The 19,564-nt window shown below is 71.7% G+C and carries 19 protein-coding genes; 18 read left to right on the top strand and 1 reads right to left on the bottom strand.

Features of this window, described 5'->3' with window-relative positions:
* Nucleotides 1–143: 143 nt before the first annotated feature.
* Nucleotides 144–1,364 (top strand): MFS transporter, encoded by a 1,221-nt coding sequence (locus DEJ43_RS28645; RefSeq protein WP_158506270.1) that lies wholly within the window; start codon nucleotides 144–146, stop codon nucleotides 1,362–1,364.
* A 44-nt stretch (nucleotides 1,365–1,408) separates the two neighbouring features.
* Here DEJ43_RS28645 and DEJ43_RS28640 read toward each other — a convergent pair whose 3' ends face one another.
* Nucleotides 1,409–2,836 carry an NsdA family TPR-like regulatory protein gene (locus DEJ43_RS28640; protein WP_233448002.1) on the bottom strand — a complete coding sequence of 476 codons (1,428 nt, stop codon included), beginning with the start codon at nucleotides 2,834–2,836 and terminating at the stop codon, nucleotides 1,409–1,411.
* A 383-nt stretch (nucleotides 2,837–3,219) separates the two neighbouring features.
* Here DEJ43_RS28640 and queC point away from each other — a divergent pair, with 383 nt between their 5' ends.
* From queC to DEJ43_RS28560, 17 genes are all read left to right on the top strand, one after another.
* Nucleotides 3,220–3,930 carry a 7-cyano-7-deazaguanine synthase QueC gene (gene queC, locus DEJ43_RS28635; RefSeq protein ID WP_015036888.1) on the top strand — a complete coding sequence of 237 codons (711 nt, stop codon included), beginning with the start codon at nucleotides 3,220–3,222 and terminating at the stop codon, nucleotides 3,928–3,930.
* Nucleotides 3,927–4,631, top strand: coding sequence for a 6-pyruvoyl trahydropterin synthase family protein (locus tag DEJ43_RS28630; RefSeq protein ID WP_015036887.1), 705 nt, complete (start codon nucleotides 3,927–3,929; stop codon nucleotides 4,629–4,631). Before queC ends, DEJ43_RS28630 begins: the two co-directional genes overlap by 4 nt.
* The gene (locus DEJ43_RS28625; protein ID WP_015036886.1) at nucleotides 4,628–5,344 is read left to right on the top strand and encodes a 7-carboxy-7-deazaguanine synthase QueE; all 717 of its coding nucleotides are present in this window, start codon (nucleotides 4,628–4,630) and stop codon (nucleotides 5,342–5,344) included. The genes DEJ43_RS28630 and DEJ43_RS28625 overlap by 4 nt, the downstream gene beginning before the upstream one ends.
* Nucleotides 5,334–5,783: a DUF6884 domain-containing protein gene (locus tag DEJ43_RS37605; protein WP_041664298.1), complete on the top strand. Its 450-nt coding sequence runs from the start codon at nucleotides 5,334–5,336 to the stop codon at nucleotides 5,781–5,783. Before DEJ43_RS28625 ends, DEJ43_RS37605 begins: the two co-directional genes overlap by 11 nt.
* On the top strand, nucleotides 5,780–6,349 hold the full coding sequence (locus DEJ43_RS37600; protein WP_015036884.1) for a phosphoribosyltransferase: 570 nt from the start codon (nucleotides 5,780–5,782) through the stop codon (nucleotides 6,347–6,349). The genes DEJ43_RS37605 and DEJ43_RS37600 overlap by 4 nt, the downstream gene beginning before the upstream one ends.
* A gap of 52 nt (nucleotides 6,350–6,401) precedes the next feature.
* A complete protein-coding gene (locus DEJ43_RS28615; RefSeq protein ID WP_015036883.1) occupies nucleotides 6,402–7,100 on the top strand; it encodes a PIG-L deacetylase family protein in 699 nt (232 codons plus the stop codon).
* Entirely contained in the window at nucleotides 7,100–7,804 is a 705-nt protein-coding gene (locus DEJ43_RS28610) for a WbqC family protein (protein WP_015036882.1), read from the top strand. Before DEJ43_RS28615 ends, DEJ43_RS28610 begins: the two co-directional genes overlap by 1 nt.
* The gene (gene folE, locus DEJ43_RS28605) at nucleotides 7,804–8,403 is read left to right on the top strand and encodes a GTP cyclohydrolase I (RefSeq protein ID WP_015036881.1); all 600 of its coding nucleotides are present in this window, start codon (nucleotides 7,804–7,806) and stop codon (nucleotides 8,401–8,403) included. Before DEJ43_RS28610 ends, folE begins: the two co-directional genes overlap by 1 nt.
* Before the next feature lie 134 nt (nucleotides 8,404–8,537).
* Nucleotides 8,538–9,089: a formylglycine-generating enzyme family protein gene (locus tag DEJ43_RS28600; protein ID WP_069202178.1), complete on the top strand. Its 552-nt coding sequence runs from the start codon at nucleotides 8,538–8,540 to the stop codon at nucleotides 9,087–9,089.
* Nucleotides 9,086–10,189 (top strand): glycosyltransferase family 4 protein, encoded by a 1,104-nt coding sequence (locus DEJ43_RS28595; RefSeq protein WP_015036879.1) that lies wholly within the window; start codon nucleotides 9,086–9,088, stop codon nucleotides 10,187–10,189. Before DEJ43_RS28600 ends, DEJ43_RS28595 begins: the two co-directional genes overlap by 4 nt.
* Nucleotides 10,186–10,989 carry a reverse transcriptase domain-containing protein gene (locus tag DEJ43_RS28590; protein WP_015036878.1) on the top strand — a complete coding sequence of 268 codons (804 nt, stop codon included), beginning with the start codon at nucleotides 10,186–10,188 and terminating at the stop codon, nucleotides 10,987–10,989. The genes DEJ43_RS28595 and DEJ43_RS28590 overlap by 4 nt, the downstream gene beginning before the upstream one ends.
* A gap of 20 nt (nucleotides 10,990–11,009) precedes the next feature.
* A complete protein-coding gene (locus DEJ43_RS28585) occupies nucleotides 11,010–12,389 on the top strand; it encodes a glycosyltransferase family 4 protein (protein WP_015036877.1) in 1,380 nt (459 codons plus the stop codon).
* A complete protein-coding gene (locus DEJ43_RS28580) occupies nucleotides 12,386–13,219 on the top strand; it encodes a 5'-3' exonuclease (protein ID WP_015036876.1) in 834 nt (277 codons plus the stop codon). Before DEJ43_RS28585 ends, DEJ43_RS28580 begins: the two co-directional genes overlap by 4 nt.
* Entirely contained in the window at nucleotides 13,216–13,980 is a 765-nt protein-coding gene (locus tag DEJ43_RS28575; protein WP_015036875.1) for an HAD family hydrolase, read from the top strand. The genes DEJ43_RS28580 and DEJ43_RS28575 overlap by 4 nt, the downstream gene beginning before the upstream one ends.
* Before the next feature lie 65 nt (nucleotides 13,981–14,045).
* Complete coding sequence (locus tag DEJ43_RS28570) at nucleotides 14,046–15,389, top strand: aminotransferase class I/II-fold pyridoxal phosphate-dependent enzyme (RefSeq protein WP_015036874.1); 1,344 nt, start codon at nucleotides 14,046–14,048, stop codon at nucleotides 15,387–15,389.
* Nucleotides 15,390–15,930: 541 nt separating this feature from the next.
* Nucleotides 15,931–17,898 carry an ATP-binding cassette domain-containing protein gene (locus DEJ43_RS28565; protein ID WP_041664294.1) on the top strand — a complete coding sequence of 656 codons (1,968 nt, stop codon included), beginning with the start codon at nucleotides 15,931–15,933 and terminating at the stop codon, nucleotides 17,896–17,898.
* Nucleotides 17,899–17,971: 73 nt separating this feature from the next.
* Entirely contained in the window at nucleotides 17,972–19,534 is a 1,563-nt protein-coding gene (locus DEJ43_RS28560; RefSeq protein ID WP_015036872.1) for an NUDIX hydrolase, read from the top strand.
* The last annotated feature ends 30 nt before the right edge of the window (nucleotides 19,535–19,564 follow it).

Genomic DNA, 19,564 nt, shown 5'->3' with positions numbered 1-19,564 from the left:
CCACCTTGGACGAGCTAAACCAGGAGCTGAAGAACGCCGCCGCCGAGCACCCGGAAATCTGCAGGCTGTCTCCCGGGTCCCTTTCTGTGACAGCGGCACCCGAGATCCACCCCAGCCTGTCCCTCCCCGGTCGCGCCCAATTCGTGAGGCGGTCGCTCGCCCTGCTGTTGACGGGCGAGGGCATCCGCTATGCGGGGTCCTCCGTGCACGCCGTGGCCCTGCCAGCCCTCGCCGTCCTCTACCTCCACGCCGGCCCTGGGCAGGTCGCCCTCCTGGCCTTCGCCGCGAAGGTGCCCGCGCTGGTGGTCTCGCTGCCTGCGGGCGTGGTCCTGGACCGCTACCCGCTGCGGACCGTCCTGATCTCCACGGACCTGACCGCAGGCGCCCTGGCGAGCGTGATCCCCCTTGCCGCCGTCCTCGACCAGCTGTCGATGCCGCTCCTCTGCGCCGTCGCCCTGGCCCTTGGTGCCGTTTCAACCCTGCACACGGCCGCGTCGATGGCAGCTGTCCCCCTGCTGGCCGACCCCGCAGAGCTGCACCGGGCGAACTCGCGCTTCACCGCCGTGCTCACCATCGCCGGCACCAGCGGAACCGCGCTGGGCACCCTGCTCATCGCGACGATCGGTGCCGCCCGGGCCTTCGCCGCCGACTCCCTCTCGTACCTCGTCTCCGCGTGGTGTGCCGCCCGGATCCGCGCCCTACCCGCCCCCGACCGCAGAAGGCCGGATCGGCGGTCGGCCATCCAGGAGATCCGCGCGGGAATGGCCTACTGTGCGAGCCATCCGGTACTGCGCCCCCTGTTCCTGGCCCTGGCCGTCACCGGGGTAGGGGACGGGTTGGCCGCGACCCTCCTTCCCTACCACCTCCTGACCAACGTGGAGGTGGGGGCCACGGGCCTCGGCGTCATCATGGGCGCTGGCAGCCTCGGCGGTCTCACTGGGGCACTCGCCGCGCCTCGGCTCGTCCGCCGATACGGGACCGGCCGGGTCCTCCTTGGCGCCTGGCTTGCGTTCGCGCTGATGCCCGTCCCCGCGCTGCTCGCCCGGCCCGGTCCGGCCTGGCTCGCGATCCTCGCCGTCAGCGGATTCCTGCAGTGGGCAACGGCGACCTGCATCGGCACGACCCAGCGTTCCGTGCAACAGCAGTTCAGTCCCGTGCAGCTCCGTTCTCGCGTCCAGCAGACCAGCTTGTGGCTGACCACTGGCATCCTGCCGCTGACCGCGCTCGCCGCCGGTGCCCTCACCGCCCTCATCGGCATCCGCACCGTGATGGCCATCGGCGTGATCGTCCTCCTGCTGCCGGTGGGGATGCTGTGGCGCTCCCCCGTCCGGCGCCTGCCCACCATGGATGAGAGAGCCCGATGAAGGGCCGCCCCCTCCGAATGTGGAGGGCTGTGCCTGTCGGACGTCTACGCGGCGGTGCCGTCAGTGCGGATCGGCGCCGGCAGAACGCGCAGACGCTCAACCAGCTCGACGCCCGCACCGTTCGCCGCCCGGTCGAGAAGGCCAGCGAGACGGGCAAGACGAGTGCGTGCCGTAGCACGGAGCCGCGTGGGCGGGATGAGGTCCAGGACGTCCAACGCACGGCCGGCAGCCTGCTCGGGGGTATCGCGGGCCTCGGCGAGAGCGAGCACGAGGGTGGCCGCCACCCATCCCGGGGTGTGCTCAGGAGCTGCCGCGATGGAGGTGCGGGCGACTTCGGCGGCGCGGTCGTAGCGCTCCAGCGTCAGGTGGGCCTCGGCGACATGGAGGCGGTGCTCGGCGCGGTCGTATCCGAAACGTCCGGGCAGTTCGACAGCGGACCGCATGATCTCGTCGCTCTCGCTGACGACCTCGTCCGCCCGGGAGGCGTGCCCGAGGGCGGCGAGTGTCGGCAGCAGGGCCCAACCCAGAAGCTGGGCGCGGCGCAGGCCGGCGGGGGCGTGCTGAAGTCCGTGTTCGGCGTGCCCGCGGGCGTGGTCCCAGTCCTGGCGGGCGGTTGCCACCATCGCCAGGGCGCCGCTGGACCAAGCGGTGAGGGCCGCTTCTCCAGCGGACTCGCCGATGGCACCGGCCAGGGTCAGGTGGGCGCGTGCTCCGGCGCGATCGTCCAAGTGGAAGGCCAGGTTCCCGAGGAGCGCGGAGAGCCAGCCGACCTGTCGGCGCAGGTCTCGGGCGGTGGCGCGGTCGGCGGCGGGCACCACGGTGGAGAGCAGGTTGCGGGTCGCGCGGACCTCGTCGTGGAGCGTGGCCGGCGGATGCTTGCTGTAGTTGAGGGCGTAGTGCTCCACCGCGGCCTCGGCGAGGGCGACGATCGACGGCGAGCCCTCGGGCGCGTCCAAGACGGCCCACTGCACGGATTCACGGATGGCGGGCAGCCCGCTCGCGGTCGTCATGGATGCCTTTCGGTCGATGCTCTGTTCCTCGCGCTGCCGCCGACCGTAGTCGACAGGCAGCGGGGCCGCGCACGTACGGCACCACAGGTGGTTCGTGGCGAGCCCGAGTTGCTCCGGGTCTGCCCCGTACGCCCGGCAGATCATGATCCTGTATTCGTCGCCGGGCTGTGCCTGCCCGTGCTCGTACCGGCACAGCAGCGCCTGCGACAGAGCCGGCGGCAGCAGGCCGTCCGCCAGATAGACCTGGGCGACCTCGCGGATCGCCTGTGCTCGGGACCATCCCAGAGCCAGGCGCCACGCCTCCAGCGCCGTCAGCTCGGGAAGCTCCGCCCGGAGCACGGTGACGGTCCGCTCCTGGCTGTTGCCGTCCCGCTGGCACTGAGCCCGCAGCCGGTTCGCCTCACGCTGGATCTCCGCACGACGCGCTCGCGTAACTTTCGCCACCGTCCGCCCCTCGGTCACTCTGCCGCACTCCTCGGCCGTGCGGCTTCCGGGGGAATCGGAGCCGACATTGACCGCCGCCATCAATGTTCCTACAGCGCACTGGCAATGACTGCTGGTCAGCACAAGGCGCATCGTGGAATCCGTCGCGGAGCCGTACCGGACCGACCTGAGACTCCGCACCAGCGCTCCCGATTTTTGAACAGCGTGCAGCCCACCCGTGCCGTGCCTCCTGCTCGTTCCGCGCTCCCCCTGACCCGCTTCGGGCTGACCGTCACCAGGCGGTGGCGGAAGTAGTCCGGCCTCGCTCGCATGGCTGGCGGATTCCTCTCCGCCGGCAGACCCCTGGTCCACAAAATCCACTGCCCCGGACACGGTTCGGGGGACCTCGGAAGGACACACCCATGCCTCGAACTGCCGCACCACGTCACGCGGTGCTCATCTTCTCCGGCGGCCTGGACAGCGCCGTGACGGCCTACAAGCTCCTCGACGCGGGCGTCACCGTCAGCCTGCTGTCGTTCAACTACGGGCAGCGCCACGTCAAGGAACTGGCCCAAGCCGCGACCCTGGCCGACCAGCTCGGCGTGTCCCACGACATCGTCGACCTGACATCGCTGAACCGGATCCTGGGCGGCTCCGCCCTCACCGATCCGGCCATCGAGGTACCGCACGGCCACTACCGCGCCGAGACCATGCGCAGCACGGTCGTCCCGAACAGGAACGCGATCATGCTGGAGATCGCGGCCGGCGCCGCGGTCGCAGCGGGGGCGGACGCCGTGGCGTTCGGCGCGCACTCCGGGGATCACGCGATATACCCGGACTGCCGGCCGGAGTTCTTCACCCTCATCGAGGCGGCCATGAAGGCCGGGAACGAGGGGCACATCGTCGCCGACTTCCAGCTCGTCGCCCCGTTCCTGCAGCTCACCAAGGCCGACATCGTGCGCGAGGGTGCTCGCCTTGACGTGCCGTTCAAGCTGACCTGGTCGTGCTACGAGGGCGGCGAGCTGCACTGCGGAGCCTGCGGGACCTGCGTGGAGCGCCGGGAGGCGTTCGACGAGGCCGGGGTGGCCGACCCCACCCTCTACGCGGCGGCGCCGAAGGGAGCCGCCCGATGAGCAGCACCCAGCAGCCCCTCTTCCGGATCGGGAAGAGCTTCCGTTTCGAGGCCACGCGACGCCTCGACGGCGGCACCTATGACGGCCACTCGTTCACCGCGGAGGCCGTGCTCACCTCCATGAGGCTGACCCCGGAGGGGTTCGTCGCCGACTTCGGCGACTTGGCCCCGCTCAAGCGGTACATCGACGGGACGCTCGACCACCAGGTCCTCAACGACTACGTCGAGGACGTCTCCAACGAGGGGCTCGCACGGCACCTCCTCGGGTGGGCGAAGAGCCACCTGCCAGCCGACGTCGTCTCCGTGCTGGAAGATGTCCGGGTGCGGACCGGGAGGCCGCAGGCTCTCCCGTCGGCTGCGTTCGCCTCGTTCGAGGCGTCGCACCAGCTGCACGGGCTCCGCGACGGACATCCGTGCGGGCGCCTGCACGGCCACTCCTACATGCTCAGTGTGCCCGTCTCCGCCGTCCCCCGGCTCGGGGACGTCCCCGTGCTGCTGCGGAACCACCTGCGCAGCGCCATACACGGCAAGGTGCTGAACCAGGTGATTCCCGGGTTGAACCCGACGTCGGAGAACCTCGCCCAGTACTTCTCGCAGTGGCTGACCGACCGAGCCATGGGCGGCCCCGGCTGGGATGGCACGTGCGTGCGGATCTCTGAGACGGAGACCAGCTGGGCCGAGTACATGGGAGGCCCGGCGTGAGCACGCTGCAGCACACCGGCTTACGCCTTCGGGTCTCGGAGAAGTTCGGCGGCACGGTTCAGGGCGAGGGCCCGAGCACCGGCGTGCCCGCGTGCTTCATCCGTCTCGCCCTGTGCAACCTCATCTGCTCGCCGTGCGACACCCCGTACACCTGGGACACGACGCGATTCGACCTGCGCAAGGAGGCCCACTACGAGAACGTCGAGGAGCTGCTCGCGTGGGCGCTGGACCAGCCCGAGGACCTGGTGGTCGTCACCGGCGGCGAGCCGCTGATTCAGATGGCCGGCCTGACCGAGCTGGTCAAGGGACTGCGGGCCGCCGGACGGACGGTGGAGATCGAGACGAACGGCACCATCGCCCCCTCCGAGGCTCTGGTCGCGGCAGGCCCCTACTTCAACGTCTCCCCGAAGCTGTCCCGATTCGGCGCGGCCATGCCGGAGACGCGGCGGCTCGTCCCCGACGTTCTGCGGGCCTTCGTCACCACCGGCCGGTCCCGATTCAAGTTCGTCGTCTCCGAGGCGGCCGAGCTGGCGGAGATCGCCGCGCTGGAAGCGGCCTACGCCCTGACCGACATCTCGGTGATGCCGGAGGGCACGGATCCGGAGGTGATCCTCGCGGGGATGCGCACCCTGGAGGGCCCGGTACGTGAGCGGGGCTACCGGCTCGGCACCCGCCTGCATGTGCTGCTGTGGGGTGACGAGCGTGGCCGCTGAACACGGCGGCCCGGGCGGGTTGGTGGTCGTGGCGTGCTGCAAGGAGAAGCGGGTGACCACCGACCCGGTGCCCGCGCTCGACCTGTACGAGGGGTGGGTCGTCCCGCTCATCCGCGACAGGGTCACCGGGTACAGCGGGCTACGGGCCCGGGTCCTGGTGCTGTCGGCGCTGTACGGGTTGGTCACCGCCGACGCGCCCGTCTCCACGTACGAGCAGCCCATGACCGAGGAGCGGGCACGCGTTCTGGCAGAGACGGCGCCCAATGTCCTGCGCCGGCATCTGGCCCGGTTCCCCTCCTCCGAGGCCCTGTTGCTGATGGAGCCCCCGTACGCCCAGGTGCTGGGCCCGGTCCCGGTGGCCAGGACACGTCTGATCACCGACCCCATGGAACGCCACGCAGAGATCCACTCCGTCCTCGATTCCTGGAGCTGGCCGTGACCACCCGCATTTTCGAGAATCGCCGCGTCTGGCAGCTCACCCGTGACGAGTTCCTCGCCGCGGCGTGCCTGATCGCGGACCAGGAAGCCGAGCGGTCGCCGGCAGCCGTCTTGGGCATCGCCCGCGGCGGTATTCGCCTGGCCGAGACCGTGGCCGGGCAGCTCGGTGTCCCGGCCGTCGTCGTCCGGGCCCGCCACAACGAGCCCGAGGGCATCCAGCAGGCCGCCACCGGCCGGATCCTCCTCGACCACGAGTACAACCAGGACGCGCTCGCCACGCTGCCGGTCTCCTCCCCGCTGCTGGTCGTCGACGACATCTGCGGTTCGGGGGCGACCCTGCGCGCGGTCGTGGACATGCTCACCATCACGGTGAGCCCGTCCGAGGTCCGAACGGCTGTGCTCTGCCGCAACGAGGGCACCGACTACCGGCTCGACAGCTGGGGCTGGGACGTCGCCGACTGGGTCCACTTCCCGTGGGAGCCCGAGCCGGACAACGGCCGCATCGAAGCCCTGCCCCCGCTGACCGGTCTACGCACCCGTGCAAGGCCGCCGCGGCCCCGTGCCTGACCGCCAATGTTCCCGCCCGTCCCCCTTCCACGGATCAAGAGGAGGCAGGCCCATGTTCGGCCTGAACCCCGGCGACCGCGTCCTGGCCGTCGCCCCGCACCCCGACGACGAGACCCTCGGCGCCGGCGGCACCATCGCCCGCCTCACCGCCGCGGGCATCGCCGTGCACGTCCTGGCCGTGGCGTGCCTGACCCAGCCGCGGTGGGGAGCGCCCACCGACAGCCGCCTGCGGCAGGACGAGTTCGACGCGGCCTGTGACGTCCTGGGCGTCAGCGGCCGCCGCATCGCCTGGAGTGACGCCACCCCGGCCGGTGACCTCGCCGGTCACGTCGCGGAACTGGTCCGGCTCATCGAGGCCGGCCCGGACCTGTCCCTGGCCGCGCTGGAGCCGGCCGCGCTCCTCATCCCGGCGGCAGGAGCCGTCCACCAGGACCACCAGGTCGTTCACCAGGCCGCATTCGCGGCCGCCCGGCCCAGCGGGGCGCTGCGTCACTGGCCCCGGATGGTTCTCGGCTTCCACGGTCCCGAGGATCACGCCTGGGGCCGGGAGCTTCCCCGGCCCACCGTGTGGGTCGACATCACAGCCACGGCGGCGGTGAAGGACAAGGCGCTGGAGTGCTATGCCCGCGAGCTGCGCGACGGGGACCACCCTCGGTCGCTGGAGCGGATCCGGGCGATCGACCTGGCGACCGGTGCGGCGTGCGGCGCCGAGCGGGCGGAGGCGTTCGTTGCCTACCGGATGGCGTGCTGATGGGCGGCGTACTGGTCGCGCACCAGCCGGCCTACCTGCCCTGGCCCGGCTACTTCTCGCGGCTGGCCGACGCGGACGAACTGGTCCTGCTGGACCATGTGCAGTTCAGCGAACGGGGCTGGCAGAACCGCAACTACATCCGGGGCAATCCCGAGCCGGTCAGGATGACCGTGCCGGTGCGCCGCCGGTTCGGCCAGAGCATCGCCGACACCCAGGTCGCCGACGGCGTCTGGGCCGGGCGGCACTGGCGCAGCCTCGGCCAGGCGTACGGGCGTTCTCCGTACTGGCCTGAGCACCGGGAGGCTCTCGAAGCCGTCTACCGGACGTCGTGGACGCAGCTTGCGCACCTGAACGAGGCGCTGTTGCGGCTGCTGCTCGACGCGTTGGGCCTGCCCGTTCCGATGGTCAGGACCAGCGATCTGCCCCCCGAGGGCCGGCAGACCGACATGCTCATCAACCTCTGCCGCCAGCGGGGCGCGACGCGCCTGCGGGTGGGGACCGGCGCGCTGGCCTACCTCGACCACCGCCTCCTGGCCGAGCACGCCATCACGGTCGAGGTGGCCACGTACTCCCATCCCCTCTACGGCAGCGCGCCGGGATGGCGGCCGGGCCTGAGCGCCCTGGACCTGTTGCTGCACGAGGGCCCGAACGCCCTTTCCGTTCTCCGTGCCGGTGCGCGGACCGAGACGAAGGCCAGCGCCTGATGACGAGCCTGGACAACCCGATCCCGCGGCCGCGCGTGGATGGCGAGCGGGTCGCCGACCTGTGCCGGCAACTCCTGGAAGCTGTAGGTGAAGACCCGCAGCGTGAGGGGCTGCAGGGCACCCCGGAGCGGTTCGCCCGCTGGTGGACGGAGTTCCTCGACCACGACCCCGGACGGACGGACACCGTCTTCGAGGAGGACCTGCCCGCCGGCACCGACCGCGTCGTCATAGTGCGGGGCATCGTCGCCTGGAGCCTGTGTGAGCATCATCTGATGCCCATGAGGCTGGAGTTGACGATCGGCTACCGGCCCTTCGGAAGCGTGCTCGGTCTGTCGAAGTTCGCCCGGATCGTGGGCGCGCACGCGCACCGTCTCCAGCTCCAGGAGCGGATCGTCGACGGCGTCGCCGCGGACGTGGCCAAGGCGACCGGGTCGGCAGACGTCGGGGTGGTCGCCGATGGCGCGCACCTGTGCATGAGTATGCGGGGCGTCCGACAGGACCAGGCCCGCACCCTGAGCCACAGCCTCAGCGGCGCCTTCGCCGACGGGGGCGCCCTCGGCGGCCAGCTCCTCGCGGCGGCCGGGGCCGGTCCCCGGTGAGCGGGCGAGCGCCCGGACAGGGCCGTCTTTCGCCGGAGGCAAGCCCGCGTGTGCTGGTGAGCGGACCGGTTCTTCCTCCGGGGAACGTACCTGCTGCCCGGGACGCCTCCACGGTAGCGGCTGCAGTAGATCCGGTGGAGTGGATCCGCATATCCGGCGGCCCCGTTGCGGCCGGGGAGTGGCACCCGGCTCAGGAGGTGGGCACGCTGTGGTGGGCGGCGACGCCCCTGGCGGTCGCCGGGATGCCGGTCACCGGCCTGGCACTGCCCCACGCCGCCCAGCTCGCCCACCAGCTCGGAGCACGGATCCCGACGTCCGCCGAGTGGGAGTGGATGGCCTCCGGCGCGGTGCGCCGCTTCCCCTGGGGCGACCACGCCCCGAAACGGGGCCACGCCAACCTGCGCGGCCTCGGTCCCGGCCTCCCCACACCCGTCCGGGCCCATGCGGCCGGCCGCACCCCGGACGGCCTCTGGGATGTCGGCGGCAACGTCTGGGAGTGGACGACAGCGCCGTGGCGCCGCGACCGCGTCGCCCTGCTCCGCGGCGGCTCATACAACTCCCTTGCCCAGTACGCCGAGTGCGCCCACGCCAACGACGTCCCGCCTGGCATCAGCTCGCCGGGCATCGGGCTGCGGCCCGTCCGAGACACCGCCCCTACCTCGCCGAGCAGTGGAGACACCCCGTGAACATCGCCTTCGTCCTGCTCACCCACAACCCCGACGAGCCCGCCGGGATCGAGCGTAGCGTCGCTGCGCTCGCCGTCGGCCTGTGCGAACTCGGCCACCGCGCCCTGATCATCGCCGCCGGACCGGGAACCCCCGCCGACGGCGAGGGCCTGCTCCGCCTGAACAGCCTGACCCTGCCCCGGCCCGCGCTGGAGGAGCACCTCACCGCCCTCTTGGCCGATCCGGCCCCGGTGGAGCGGGAGGTCCGCGAGCTTCTGGACGGCCACGCGGTGGATCTGGTGTGCTGGGTGGACGCGGTGTGGGGGCTTGGCTACCTCAGTCCGGCCCCGGCCGGCACGGCCACCGCGCTGATGGTGCACGTCCCGCGCACCGACGCCCCCCTCTACCGCAGCCTGGAACACCGCCCGGGCCGGGTCCTGACGGTCAGCGGCTTCATGGTCGAGGAACTGGCCCGCGAGGGCGTGGACTCCCGTACCTGGGCCGTGGTCCCCAACGCCCTCATGCACACGCTCACCCCGCCGGCGCCGGACGAGCGGGAGGAGCTGCGCGAGCGCGGTCCGGTACGGATCGTGGCCCGGGCCGAGCCCCACAAGGGCATCGCCGAACTGCTGAAGGCGTACCCGGCCGGGCTGGGCAGGCCGCTGCAGATCGTGCTGGCCGAGGCCGGATTCGAGTACTGGCCGGGCATGCAGAACGACGTGGTCGCCGAGTGCCGGGCCCTGGCCGCTGGCCTGCCCGGAGTGGAGATCCTTCCGGCCCTGCCCTGGCAGGAGGTTCCGGGCTTCCTCGCGGGAGCGGCTGTCACGGTCGTCTCCTCGACCAGCCCGGAGACGTTCGGGAACGTCGCCGCGGAGGCCCTCTCGGTGGGAACGCCGGTGGTCGGCTACGGGCTCGGGCACCTGCCGGCCCTCACCGGGCCCGCCGGGCGGATGACCGCGCTGGAGAGCGGGCCCTTGGTCCTGTGGGAGGCGGTCACGAGTCTGCTCGGCGACCCGGCGGGCTACCACGCGGCCTCCGCCCAGGGGCCGCGCCAGGTCGCCGCCCACACGCCGACGGCTGTCGCCCAGGCCTTCCTGGACGCCACCGGCCCGGCCAGGTGAGCGGGAGGACGGCGGCGCACTCGCTGATGCGGCAGGCCGTCGGCGAGCGGGCGCTGAAGCGGGCCGCTCGCCAGTGCATGGGGCGCACCGGCTCCCCCGGTGCCGACGGCATGACCTGGAAGACGTTCCGACAGAGCATGCCCTCGCGTATCGAGGCGCTGTCCGCTGCCCTGTCCGACGGCTCGTGGCGGCCGGGGCCGCTGCGCATCGAGGAGTTCGACGCCTGGGGCAAGCGGCACACCGTCACCATCCCCACGGTCGCCGACCGGATCGTCCACCGGGCGGTGCGCAACGCGATCGAGCCCGTCCTGGAGCGGGACGCCTACCCGCCCTGGATGTTCGGCTGGCACCGGCGGGCCGGTCGGCCCCTCGCGGTCGCAGCCGCCGCCCGCCACCTGCACGCGGGCCTGCCTTGGGTCGCCGACATCGACGTCGCCGCCGCCAGCCGCGGCGTCGCTCTGGAGGACGCGATCACCTCCGTCGCCCGCTTCGTCCACGACGGCCGCATCCTCACCCTGCTGCGCCGCATCCTGACCGCGCTCCCCGACCCGCTCGCCCCGGGCAGCGGCCTGAGCCCGATGCTGACCAATCTCCGGATGACCCCCGTCGACCAGCAGCTGACCGGATGGGCGGCCGTGCGGATGACGGACAACTACACCCTGTTCGCCGTCACCGAGCCCGAGGCGGAAGCCGCCTACCGGCACCTGGCCCACCTGCTCACCGCCCACGGTATGAAGCCGGCACCGGCGAAGTCGAAGATCTGGCGCCCGAACCCGGAAGACCTCTACGCCGCCGGCTGACATACAAGGAGAGGCCCTCGTTGTCCCCGACCAACGCGCTGCTGTACTGCGCCGTGAACGGTATCGCCAACAACACCAACGGCATCGGCCGTCAGACCAAGACCTTCTTGGCTACCCTCGCCCGCCACCACCACCGCCTGAGCGCGCACGTCGGCGCCTTCATTCCGTACCTCGCCGTCCCCGAGCCGACCCCGGCCACCTGGGGCTACAACGAGGACGATCTCCTCTACGCCCGACGCGTCGTCGAAGGGCTCGGCGGCAAGGTGATCATCCTGCCGTACGACACGCGCCGCCCCTTCTGGCAGCCGGACGCCTGGCGGGAACTGTGCGTCGAAGCCGCCCGCGTCGCCACGCACCTCGCCGACCGGCACGCCAAGGTGCTGGCCATCGGCGTCGACACCCCCTTCGCCGGACTCGCCCACCACGTCGGCGTCCACCCGGCCGTGGAGGTCCTGCTGGCCTTGTTCTCCACCGCCCGCATCACCGAACGCCCCCGCCCCGACCCCGGCCGCGTCACCTGGGAGGAGGAGGCCATCGCCGCCGCCAAGCTCCACCCGCGCACCTGGGTCGCCGACATCGGCGACTTCCTCACCCGCCACCTTCAGGGCCAGTACGGCCTCGACCCGGCCAGCCTCCGGCCCTGGCCGTCCGGACTCCACCTCACCTCCGCCGACCTCACCCCACCGACCAGGACCGAAGCCGAACGCATCGTGCGCGCCCTCGGCATCCCCGCTGGCCGGCCGGTCGTCGCCGCAGTCGGCCGCACCGACCACACCAAGGGCCTCGACGTCCTCATCGAGGAACTCGCCCCGCTGCGCGACGACGTCCACCTGGCGATGGTCGCCGTCCCGACCGATGACGACCGCGCCGCCCTGCTGAACTCCTACCGCGACCGCAGCGCCGAGCTCGGACTCAGCGCCACCATCGTCGGCCGCTACGACCGGGACATCCCCCGCGCGCTGGCCGCCTGGCCCGACACCGTCACCATGGCGGTCCCCAGCCGCGGCGAGACCCTGGCCAACATCGTCTTCGAGACCGCCCTGTGGGCCCAGCACACCGGAGCCGTCGTCCTGGCCCCGAACATCGACGGCTTCCCCGAACAGATCACCGACGGCCACAACGGCCTGCTCTACGACCCCGCCCCCGGCGCCCTGACCGCCGGCCTACGCCGGGCGCTCACCCTGACCAACGACGAACGCACCCGGCTGCGCACCGCCGCCCACAGCAGGGTCGTCGCCGAACGTAACGCTGCCGAACACCTCGCGGCGCTGCTGGCCACGTTCTGGCAGTCTCACACCACCCCCGTGGCTAGACTCCATGGTCATCCGGCAACGGACGCCCGTACGCCGCGGTCACAGGCACCCACCAGCACGCACCAGACCCTGGAGGCCACGCCGTGACCGCAACCGCACCCCTGCTGCTCGTCGACGGCCACTACCTCCTCCACCGCGCCTGGTACGGCTTCGCCGCCCGCATCATGAGCCGCGACAAGACCATCGACCGCACCGGCGTGTTCGGCTTCACCGCGCTGCTGCGCAAGGCACAGATCCAGCACGCCGACGCATCCGAGATCTTCGTGGTCTTCGACTCCGAGGACGGCTCCCAGGCCCGCGCCGGGCAGGACAGCGACTACAAGGCCCAGCGTCCCGCCCCCGAGCCCGGCCTGATCGAGTCGCTCGCCCTGGTCAAAAACGCGCTCGAACACACGGGCGTCCGGTGGATCGAGCAGGACGGCTGCGAGGCGGACGACGTCATCGCCACCCTGGCAACCGGCGCCCGCGCCGCGGGCCGCGCAGTCGACATCATGACCACCGACAAGGACTACCTCCAGCTGCTGACCGACCCCAGCGTGCGCCTGCTGAACACCGGCCTCGCCATGGAGCGCCGCTACACCGCGGGCGAGCACATCCTCCCCCGTTACGGCGTTCTCGCCGAGCAGTGGCCGGATTTCCGCGCCCTGATGGGCGACCCCGCCGACAACATTCCCGGCGTCCGCGGGATCGGTGCCACGACCGCCGCCCGCCTCCTGGCCGACGGACGCCAGCTCGAAAACATCCCGGCCGACGAGCTGCGCCCCGCCTGGACGTCGCAGTGGCAACAGGTCCTGCGCTGGCGCGAGATGATCAAGCTCGACACCAAGACCGACCTCCCCGACAACCTCCTCACCGCCACCCCCACCGCGCCGCTGCCCACGGCGGCGCAGGTCCTGGAAGCGCTGGATCTGTGGTGACGGCCAAGGTCGCCATATGGGACTTCGACGGGACGCTCGGCCACCGCCGCCGCGGAACCTGGGCCGAGTGCCTCCTCGAAGTCCTGGACACCCAGCAGCCGGGCCACGGGTGGGCGTTCCCCGAGATGTTCGAGGCTCTCGCGACCGGCTTCCCCTGGCACGCCGCGCAGGACCCGCACCCGCACCTGAACGAGCCGGACGCCTGGTGGGACCACATCACCGCTGTCGTCGCCGAAGCACTCACCCGCCTTGGCACGGCCGGCCCGCAGGCCGCGGCGGCGGCCACCCGCGCCGCCTACACCGACCCCGCCGCCTGGAGCCTCTACCCGCAGGCCCTGCGCGTCCTCGACAGGCTCACCGCGCAAGGCTGGCAGCACGTGCTCCTCTCCAACCACGTTCCCGAACTCCCCACGCTTCTGGCCGCCCTCGGCATCGACAACCGGTTTCGCGCGGTGATCAACTCCGCCGCCAGCGGCTACGAGAAGCCCCACCCCGAGGCATTCCGCCTCGCCCGGGAAGCCGCAGGCCCCGCGCGGCTTGTCATGATCGGCGACAACCCCCGGGCCGACGCCGCGGGCGCCCGGCGCGCCGGCATCGACGCCATCTGGGTCCGGCGCAACCAGCACACCGACACACCCGACCTCGACGCGGCCGCAGGCATCCTCCTGACCTCCACCCCCACCCGGGACTGGCGCCACCCGGCTCTGCATGAGGTACCCCCGCTGGAGGCAACCGCCCCCGGAGCCCTGCCGATCCGGTAACGTCACCGACGTCCGCACCGCGGAAGCCCGGCAGCGCCCCGGCCCATGGCGCACCGGAGCCACCCGTGCACGACACCATCCCCGCGCCCGCGCAGGCCGACTGCCTCACCGCCTTCGGCGCCCTACGCGCCGATGCTGACTCGGACCCCGAGACGACGATCGAGCTCGGGGAGGGCTGCAACCGCTTCCCGCCCTCCCCGGACCTCGCCCGCTACCTGTCCACACTGCTGGACCGGTTCATCCGCGACGGGACCCTCTCCGCATACGCGGGCCGCCGCCCTTCCGACACACGGGCGGCGATGGCCGAACTCCTCGGCAGCCACCTGAACATGCACCTGGACGCCTCGGACATCTTCTTCACTCGCGGCGGCACCGAGGCCATCAACCTGACCATCGCCCACCTCGCCGACACCGGCCACGGTCTCGTCCTGCCGCTTCCGAACTACTACGCCTTCGACCAGTCCGCCGTCCGCTGGGGAGCACCCGTCACCGCCTACTACCGGCACGACGGTGCACTCCACGCCACCAGCGCGGCGCCCACGCCGCGCACCTGCCTCGTCGAAGTCCTTCCCAACGGCGTCACCGGCACTCGCTACGACCTGCCGCAGCTGGCCAGGCCGGACTTCACCCTCATCGACATTCCCTTCCAGGTCGGCTCCGAAGGCCCACAGCCGGCCGCGATACTCCGCGACCGCGCCCACGGCCTCGACCTGAACGCGTGCGCCCTGATCCTCACCGCCTCGAAGGATCTCTCCCTGCCCGGCCTTCGCGCGGCGGTCGTCGTCACGCGGAACAAGGCGCTGCTGAGTCACTTCGGACGCGACCGGTTCGAGCGGATGGCCATGAGTAGCGACCCCGTCGGCGAGGTCGTCATGCTCTTCTACGCCTCCCTACTCGCCCTCGTGGAGGCCCCCCGCGAGCAGACCTCCAAGCTGGTCCAGACAGCTCAGGACTGCATTCACCGCGCCGGTCTACCTGACCTTCCCGACGAAGAGACCTACCGCCGCGTACGCGACCACCTGACCGCCATGGGCGAACGCTTCCGCCGCAACGCGCTCGCCATCGCCAGCCCCCAGTCGCCGCTCCGGCCCGTCACCGGCCTCCAGCCCGCCACCGGCTACTCCGCCTTCGCCGAACTCCGCACACCCCGAGCAGACTTCCTCCAGTGGGTCGCACGGTGCGGGCGATCCGGCCTGCGGCTCAACCCGACCGTCGTCCACGGCGGCACCTCCGGCGCTTGGGAGGCGCTCTACCCCGGTGGCCAACTGCTGAGGATCAATCTCTCGGAGGAGCCGGCCACTCTCGACCACGGCCTGAGCCTTCTCCGCCGCCACGCCACCAACCAGCTCCAGCAGGGCTTGAAGGCCCGCAGCGAGGTGTCCAGGGAGCAGAAGGACACCGACCGATGACCTCCCCCGTCGAGGCGCTATCTCTGCTCACCCCGGGAGAATCCGCGCCTCGGCCAACCGGCGGCGCACGCACGGCTGTTGCTCGATGCGGAGCACGTCTGCCCGCAGCACTCCGGGCGCCAGGCGGCGTGAATCAGGGCTTGCCTGCGAGCAGCACCAGGAGGCCGGCAATGACGCCCTCGGCCCCTGCGTTCGCGAGGCTGAGCTTGATCCTTTCGTCCGCTTCGGCAAGCAGGGTGAGGCATCAGGTTGAAGGCCTTGCCGACCGCGTGCCGCCGCCGCGCTTGGAGGTCGGCGTTTCGGCCATTCCGCGCCCGGCCGAGTGCTCTTGCGCGGCAAGGGTCGATGCACTGCACACCTTCGGAAAGCCGCGGAATCACAGGGCGCCCGATCCGTCCGAAAGGAACAGGCGCTCGAATCGCGCGGCGTCGTTGAGCATGCCGACGCCACCACCACGTCCACGAGGGGGAACACGTTGACGTCAGTCGAACCAGGCAGCGATGAGATCGCAAGCCCGCAGAAGGCCGGAGCCACGGACAGCATCTCGGATGCCGAGCGGGAGCTTTATGGCGGCCGGCTGCGCTACGACCAGTCCTACGTCCGGCACGAAGGCCCGCTGACCCGGCTGAAGTTCGGGCACATGGCTGCCGCGCTGCCGCAGATGGTGGGCATGGTGCTGCGCACCGGCTGGAAGGCGGACCGGCGCGCGCTGATGGGGGTCGTGGCAGCCGAGCTCGGGCAGGGCGTGACGGCCGGGTGGGGCCTGGTGGCGGTCAACGGCGTCCTCGCGCAGTTGTTCGCCGACGGCCCCACCGTGGACAAGCTCCACGACGCCCTGCCGTCGCTCGTGGCGCTCGCGGTCGCGGCGGTGGCCACCGCCGTGCTGTCGGCGTGGTCGACGGCGATGTCGGGCCGTCTGGAGCCGCAGGTGGAGCGGGCGGTCTCCGCCCGGTACTACAGGGCCGTCACCGGCGTGGAGGTGGAGGCGACCGAGCGGCCGGAGATCCAGCGGATCCTGGAGGCGGGAAGGTTCGGCACCGACTCGGCCCGCAGCATGCTGCGGCTGTCGGTCGGCGTGGGCAATGTGGTGATCGGCATGGCTGCGGCCGCCGTCGTGCTCGCGGCGCTGCACTGGACGCTGTTGCCGATGCTGCTGGCGATCGCCCTGCCCAAGGGGTGGGGCGCGGTCCGCTCCGCGCGCCGTGACTACCTCTCCCGGATGGCCTGGGTCGACCACCGCAGAGCGATCGCCTCCTTGCTGGCCTACCTGACACGCCCGCACGCCGCCGGGGAGATCCGCGTGCACGCGGCCGGCACGAAGCTGCTGTCCAGCTACGAGGAGATGTCGAGGCAGACGGAGGCGGAGCAGCGGCGCCTGGCCCGGGCGCAGGCGTCCACGGATCTGGTCGCCGGCGCGTTCGCCGGTGTGGCGTCGCTGGCCTGCTACGGCGTGCTGTGGTGGCTGCTGTCGACCGGTGGCCTGCCGCTCGCCGTCGGCGGGACCGCGGTGATCGCCATCCGTACGTCGACGGCGCGACTCACGTCGCTGGTGCAGCAGGTCAACCGACTGTACGAGGAGCTGCTGTTCCTCACCGACACCGAGGACGCCATCGCAGTGGCGGGCGAGAACGCAATCCCGCACACCGGGACCCCGCTGCCCGCGCCGGCGCGGGAGGTGAGGACGGAGGCGGTGTCCTTCACCTATCCGGGTGCCGAGGGTCCTTCCCTGAAGGGCGTGAGCGTGCGGGTCCCGCGGGGGAAAGTAACGGCCCTGGTGGGTGCGAACGGCTCGGGGAAGACCACGCTCACGAAGGTGCTTGCCGGTCTACTGCTCCCCTCCGAGGGGGACGTGTGGTGGGTGGGTGAGTCGGGCGAGCGGGTCGGGCTGCGTGAGGCGGACCGCGCCCAGGTCTTCGCCGAGGTCGGGCTGCTGGCGCAGGACTTCCCGCGTTGGGAGATGACGGCGGCCGCGAACGTGGCCATCGGTGCCGGCGACCGCCCCCGGGACATGGACCGCGTCCGCAAGGCCGCAGGAGAAGCAAGCGTGCTCAAGCTGGTCGAGGGTCTGCCGCACGGATGGGACTCGATCGTGTTCAAGGGCTACGAGCGCGGTGTCCAACTCTCGAGAGGGCAGTGGCAGAAGCTGGGGTCCGCTCGAACTCGGTACCGGCAGGCGCCGTTCCTGCTGGTCGACGAGCCGACCAGCGCCCTGGATCCCCATGCGGAAATCGCCGCGTTCGAGGGGCTGTGGTCCCTGGCCGAGGAGGGGCACGCGGTCGTGCTCGTCACGCACCGGCTCGCCGCGACCATGCACGCCGACCACATCTACGTCCTCGATCAGGGGTGTGCCGTCGAGGACGGCACCCACGAGGACCTGATGTCCCACGAGGGCGGCCTGTACCAGGGAATGTTCACCGCCCAGGCCGCGCAATACGGCATCGCGCCCGTGGCCGACGTCGTTCCCGGCCCCCGCAGCACCCAGCCGTCCGGACAGGAGACGCCGAGCTGACCCACCCGAGCGCCCCCTTCCCCTCAGCCTGCCCGCCACCCCGCTCTCACGACTTCGAAGGCGAGAGAAGCCCATGTCACCCAGCCCCACCGCGATCCGCAAGACCGTCGAGGCGTACCTCGGCCGACACCCCGGCGAGCGTGACGCCTTGGCAGGACTCCTTGCCGCTCTGGACCGGCCTGTCGACCTGACCGCCCGGACGACGCGGCCCGGGCACGTCACGTGCAGCGCTGTCGTCATCGACCGGCAGGGCCGGGTCCTGCACATCCGGCACCGGGCCACCGGCGGCCACATTCTCACTCCCGGCGGCCACATCGAGCCCGGGGACCGCACACTGCTCGCCGCGGCGCTGCGCGAGGTGTCGGAGGAGGCCGGGATCGCGCCGGGCGCCCTGTGCCTGACCCGGCAGCTGCTCGGCTCTCCTATCGACATCGACGTCCACGACATCGACGCCAACCCGTCCAAGGGGGAACCGGCCCACTGCCACTACGACTTCCGCTACGTCTTCTACCTCGCCGGCGAGGAGCCGCCGACGATCGTGCTGCAGGACGCGGAGGTCTCCGGCGCCCAATGGCTCCCGCAGCCGGAAGTCACCTCGCCGACACTGCGCGCGAAACTCATCGCGGCGGGCCTGGACGGCCGGCCGGAGCCGGTGAACGCTTCCGCGCTGATCCACAACGGGGCGGGCCGATACCTGCTTCATCTGCGCGACCACAAGCCCGGCGTCATCTGGCAGTCGGGCGCCTTCGCCCTTCTCGGCGGCGGCCGCACCCACGACGACCAGAGCCTTGAGGGCACCCTGCTGCGGGAGCTGTCCGAGGAAGTGCCCGACCTCCGCCTTGAGGATGTGAAGCCCTACGCCGTGGAGGCCGCCACGAGCATCGACGGCCTCAGCGTCCCGGTCCAGGTCTTCACCGGCCGGTGGGGCGGCAACACCGACCGGCTCCGGCTGCACGAAGGCGTGCTGGTGCGTTGGTTCACGCCCGACGAACTGGACCGGCTACGCCTGAGCCCCGCAACCCGGGACCTGATTCGCCAGCACGCGGCCGAGAACCCCCCGGACACCGGGTCGGCCGTGGCTCCTGCCGTGTGGGACGGGGGCAGCCGGACCGTGCTCAACGGTGTCGGGGTCCACCTCCACCTCGAAGACGCAGAAGGCCGGGTACTTCTCGGCCTGCGTCACCCCGAGTCGAAGTACGCGGGCGACACCTGGCACTACCTCGCCGGGCGGTGCGAGCAGGAATCTGCCCTCTCATGCCTGGTCCGCGAGGCGTGGGAGGAAGCGGGGCTGGTCATCGACCCCGCGGACGTGGAGCTGGCGCACGTCGTCCACGTCGTCGACGCTCCGGGCAGCCTGCCCCTGATGCAGCTCGTCTTCCGAGCACGCCGGTGGGAGGGCACCCCCGAGGTTCGCGAGACCGACAAGTGTCTGGACTGGCAGTGGTGGCCGCGGCACGAGCTTCCGGACCGCCTCGTGTCCTACACCCGCACGGCCATCACCGCGATCTCCGAAGGCCGCGCCTATTCTCAGCTGGGCTGGCCTCCCGCAGCCCGGACCGCCCCTCCCACCGTGCCCACTGCAGCGGGCACGGACGACGCGCAGCACGACCGCTCGCTCGGAGGCGATGCCTCGTGAACGAGGTGCCGAACTCGACGGCGCCTCCAA

The organism is Streptomyces venezuelae ATCC 10712 (genome assembly GCF_008639165.1).
Classification (GTDB): Bacteria; Actinomycetota; Actinomycetes; order Streptomycetales; family Streptomycetaceae; genus Streptomyces; species Streptomyces venezuelae.
The sequence above is the reverse complement of the archived record's forward strand: the minus strand, read 5'-3'. Positions and strand labels throughout refer to the sequence as shown.

Excerpts from the sequence above, each read along its gene's own strand:
- queC (WP_015036888.1), top strand. The coding sequence starts at position 3,220 with ATGCCTCGAACTGCCGCACCACGTCACGCGGTGCTCATCTTCTCCGGC.
- folE (WP_015036881.1), top strand. The coding sequence starts at position 7,804 with ATGACGAGCCTGGACAACCCGATCCCGCGGCCGCGCGTGGATGGCGAG.
- DEJ43_RS28630 (WP_015036887.1), top strand. The coding sequence starts at position 3,927 with ATGAGCAGCACCCAGCAGCCCCTCTTCCGGATCGGGAAGAGCTTCCGT.
- DEJ43_RS28560 (WP_015036872.1), top strand. The coding sequence starts at position 17,972 with ATGTCACCCAGCCCCACCGCGATCCGCAAGACCGTCGAGGCGTACCTC.
- DEJ43_RS28615 (WP_015036883.1), top strand. The coding sequence starts at position 6,402 with ATGTTCGGCCTGAACCCCGGCGACCGCGTCCTGGCCGTCGCCCCGCAC.
- DEJ43_RS28610 (WP_015036882.1), top strand. The coding sequence starts at position 7,100 with ATGGGCGGCGTACTGGTCGCGCACCAGCCGGCCTACCTGCCCTGGCCC.